Source organism: uncultured Microbulbifer sp., assembly GCF_947489355.1.
GTDB lineage: Bacteria > Pseudomonadota > Gammaproteobacteria > Pseudomonadales > Cellvibrionaceae > Microbulbifer.
Genome location: NZ_CANLDD010000113.1, coordinates 1 through 3,897, shown reverse-complemented (window position 1 = coordinate 3,897; position 3,897 = coordinate 1). Strand labels below are relative to the sequence as shown.

The 3,897-nt window shown below is 47.8% G+C and carries 3 protein-coding genes; 1 reads left to right on the top strand and 2 read right to left on the bottom strand.

Annotated elements, in window-relative coordinates:
• Window positions 1-99 precede the first annotated feature (99 nt).
• Window positions 100-606 carry a hypothetical protein gene (locus Q1A48_RS20705; RefSeq protein WP_299948676.1) on the bottom strand — a complete coding sequence of 169 codons (507 nt, stop codon included), beginning with the start codon at window positions 604-606 and terminating at the stop codon, window positions 100-102.
• On the bottom strand, window positions 603-938 hold the full coding sequence (locus Q1A48_RS20700; RefSeq protein ID WP_299948674.1) for a PadR family transcriptional regulator: 336 nt from the start codon (window positions 936-938) through the stop codon (window positions 603-605). The genes Q1A48_RS20705 and Q1A48_RS20700 overlap by 4 nt, the downstream gene beginning before the upstream one ends.
• 607 nt (window positions 939-1,545) lie before the next feature.
• Here Q1A48_RS20700 and Q1A48_RS20695 point away from each other — a divergent pair.
• Entirely contained in the window at window positions 1,546-2,964 is a 1,419-nt protein-coding gene (locus Q1A48_RS20695; RefSeq protein ID WP_299948672.1) for a hypothetical protein, read from the top strand.
• The last annotated feature ends 933 nt before the right edge of the window (window positions 2,965-3,897 follow it).

The window sequence follows — 3,897 nt, the reverse complement described above, 5'->3', positions numbered from 1 at the left end:
TTTTTGACTGATCCTTGATCAACTTCTCCCGTTTTGGTGTAGGAGCGCGGGAGGAAGGTGAATTAATCAGAGGTTCCTTAGTGCCATTCAATGCATACCTTAGGTTTTCACGGCAACGATAATTGCGGTCAAAAACAGCGAGTATAAAATAGCAACCAATCCCAAAATAACTAGAGGGCGCACTGGTAATGGATAGCATTTAAACAGCAAGTAGCACCCAGAAGCCAACAGCGCAAAGATCGAGGATGTGTGGATCAGCAGATTAACCAAGGGATGTGAACCAAAGGTTTTATCAAGGAAAACGCCAAAGGCTGTCAAGACAAGGGTAATTCCCATCATTAGTCCTGCGGCCCGCAGAGCGTCTGCTTTGGTGAGTGCAATCGTATCGTCTTTGGCACGGTTAATCATAGTGATTTCACCCTTGTTTATTTGGAGTGATTCTCCGACAACTGGTATTGAGCCAGGGTTCAGCCAGGCATCCAGGGCACCTGCAAGTAAATCCCATAGAGTGCACATACTCACAGGTTCAGTTTTTAAATATTCGGCAAGTTCCCGTCGATATCGTTGTTGCCAGGCAGGTGGATAAAGCCTTAACAAGCATTTCATATCGGGCACCCATCCAGCCGGTTTCGACCGATACGCCCTACTGCCGCCATTGCATCCAAACGCTCACCAAGTGCTTTTTGCCCTATCAAGGTCAGTTTGTACACGCAGCGTCCTTCTTTGGTATTTTCAGACTGTGGCCGGATAAACCCACGCGTTTCAAGACGACCAAGGGCACCGTAAAGTGTCCCAGGCCCCGGCTTGTAACCTGTTACTTGGTAGATGTCCTGGGCAATCGCATAGCCATGTCGAGGGCACTCCGCCAGGCTAATAAGAATCAGAACAGCGGGTTCGGTGAATCGGCCGAACTGGTTGAGATCGTCGCGTTTCGGCATATGAATGACTATGAATTACGTTTTGCGATATAGTACGTTAAACGTATTCTTTGCGCAAACCCCTCTAAATGCTCAAAAAGCGGTGGCCAAAATGACCACTACAAGCTTGCGCCCATTGAGCACATTACTTCTGTCAGGCGCTGGGTTATTCGCTATTCACCCTGTTTGCACCGCGTAACGGAATGCCCGGCGCACATCCTGCAATACCCGCGAAGAAGCTCTTTACCCAGTATGGCAGCAATCAATATTTGTATATTCGACTGCTGCCCCTTCATCAATTTAGTGTGTGATTTCAAGAATCTGGCGCAGTATACATCTTTCCTTTCACTTGATTAAATTTGCGTGTAAGTAATATTCCTATTGAAGGCCACTCAATATTTCAACCAATAAATTTTTATATCGTTGCCATAAATTCGTCACCGCCACTGCCTATCTTATAACGGCGCACCCATCCATATCGATTCTAATGGAATGTAATCTGTTTTAGCTGGAAATGAGATGTTTGACTGTTCATTGGTTTTCAAATTTTGCAAAACGGTGTGCTCGATTGAACCAGCTGAATTATCAAATTCTAAAATCTCTTTAATTAACAGGAGAAGACCAAGCTATGGGTTCTTCAATACATTCAAATTCTGGCCGGTTGGCAGGTTATGCGCGGAAGACAGGTTTCGCTTTTCTCGTTACCCAGATACTGGTTGCCCGCTCTGTGAGCGCTCTTGACGGCGGTACGTTGCAAGTTTCCACCTATAACGGTTGGCAAGCCTTTGAGGTGATCACCCAGGGTGACAACCCTTCAGGCGATGGTGTTGGCCATTCAATGCCCAGTACTTTCGATGGTGCGGGTGCTTTTCTAATGAATAGTTCAACAATCCGGATCCAGGTGAATCATGAAACCAGTGACGCTTCTGTTAGTGATGTGGATGTCAATGTCGCCAATTTGCGGGCAGCGATCTACAACATGATCAACGCTGGTAATACGGGTGATGTGAGTTTTGTAGTGGCTGCACGGCAAGCCTATGACCGCTGGAGTAGCAATGGCGGGTCAAGCTGGACCAATACGTCCAATACCTCCAATACCAGCTTTTCCCGTTTCTGCTCAAGCCAGGCGTATGCCCCAAATACGTTTGGGGACAATCGCGGGTTTGTTGACCAGATCTATATTACCGGTGAAGAAGTCAGTAGTGGACGTCTGTTCGCTCTGGACAGCGCCAACCGCGATTTATATCAACTGAGTGGAGTCGCAGGTAGTGCTCCCGATGGTATCGGCGGTATGTCGTATGATTCCTGGGAAAACGCTGCGCTCATTGATACCGGTGAAACTGAGCATGTCGCAATCGTGCTGTCTCCCGACGGCGGTTCTCAGGATATGAAGCTGTACATTGGCGTGAAGGGTCTGGATGCCAGTGGCAATGCATCGAACAGCTTCCTCGCACGGAACGGCCTGGCATATGGTAGCTGGTACTATCTGAATGCCTCCTATCCAAGCCTGGGTAACACCAATAGTGGCTTATTCGATACCAGCGCTTCCGGAGCGTTGACTTCCAGCAAGCTGGAAGACATTGATACCAGCCCCAGTAGCCCTACTGCAGTCGTACTTGCCGACCAAAATTCTGGTGTCTTTAACCTGAATTTCTCTCTGGTCTTCAACTCCGGGTTCGATGCCACTTCCTCCAGCTTTACCGTGACCAAAATTTCCAATGAAAGCGGTTCAAGCGGTAGCTTGGACAGTCCGGACAATATCGATTGGACCGCGGCAACCACATTAAATGGTGTGGATTATCCAGATGGAATCATCTTCGTTAATGAAGACAATAGTTCCGGTGAGATCTGGCACATGAATCCGGATGGCGGTAACAAGTTGCGCATTGGGCAGACGAATGTGGACGCGGAATCGACCGGTATCTTCGATATCTCCGAATTGGTCGGCTATGCCCCCGGCAGCATTATGGTGAGCAATAACCAGGGATCGCCATCGTCGATGACGGTAATGATCAATCCTGATGCGACATTGAGCGACAACCCCTGAGGTGATGTACCGTGTAATGAAGATGGTAGTGCGAGTATCGGCGGTATTTGTCAACAAAGGTGTCGCGTAAGAAGGGGCGGTATTGATCGCGAACATACCAGGCGCGCATAAATTTCTCTCAGATTAAAGTAGGAATTGGGGAAAAACGCCAGATACTTCCGAGAGGCTGAGGATGCATTCCAAACTGGCTTTGAGTCCGCTCCCTGCCACTGTGTTGCTGAGGGAGTGGAAATCCTCTCGTACTGGCAACCGGTTGAGCATTGATTAACCGCTTGAGGGAACCCCCTTTGCGCAATCAACTGGCTACGAGCCAGGTGATCGGAGGTTCGAATCCTCCCGAACGCGCAAATAGAAACAAAGGCTTATATCTTTTGATGTAAGCCTTTTTTGTTCTTGCCAAAAATAACGAAGCATGCTTGGCGTTCTGGCAATCCCAAGCCTCTATCAGTCAATCTATTCCTATCTTTTTATTCCCTCACTCGTGTCAAAACCTGAGCAGATTCCTGCTCCGAAAGGCGCAGCCCAAACTTCTCGACAATTGCCATAAACCGCTTAACATAAGTTGCCTGCCCTGGTTCATAAGGCGGCATCCACTCATCAGGGCCTTTGTCTCTTTTGCTCTGATTTCACCCATTATCAACAAGCCATAGGTACTCGGGTTCTTCAACAAACTACCGCTTCAAATCTACAGTCCAGCCTGTATCACCATGCTCATGGGCCCATGAGACTGGGACGATATGTTCAACATCCAGGTCAGTCGCACTTACGGATAGCGGTGGCTTCGACTTCAACACAACTCCAAAAAATCTATTTTAATTGTTACTTATTAACTGGAATTAAATAAGGAAATTTACTGCCTAGATTCAACTTGTAAGTGCATATCTCAATGGAGCTAGAAAAAGCGGCCAGTTGCCCGTAGACTTCTCGCTTTTT

Excerpts from the sequence above, each read along its gene's own strand:
- Q1A48_RS20705 (WP_299948676.1), bottom strand. The coding sequence starts at position 606 with ATGAAATGCTTGTTAAGGCTTTATCCACCTGCCTGGCAACAACGATAT.
- Q1A48_RS20700 (WP_299948674.1), bottom strand. The coding sequence starts at position 938 with ATGCCGAAACGCGACGATCTCAACCAGTTCGGCCGATTCACCGAACCC.
- Q1A48_RS20695 (WP_299948672.1), top strand. The coding sequence starts at position 1,546 with ATGGGTTCTTCAATACATTCAAATTCTGGCCGGTTGGCAGGTTATGCG.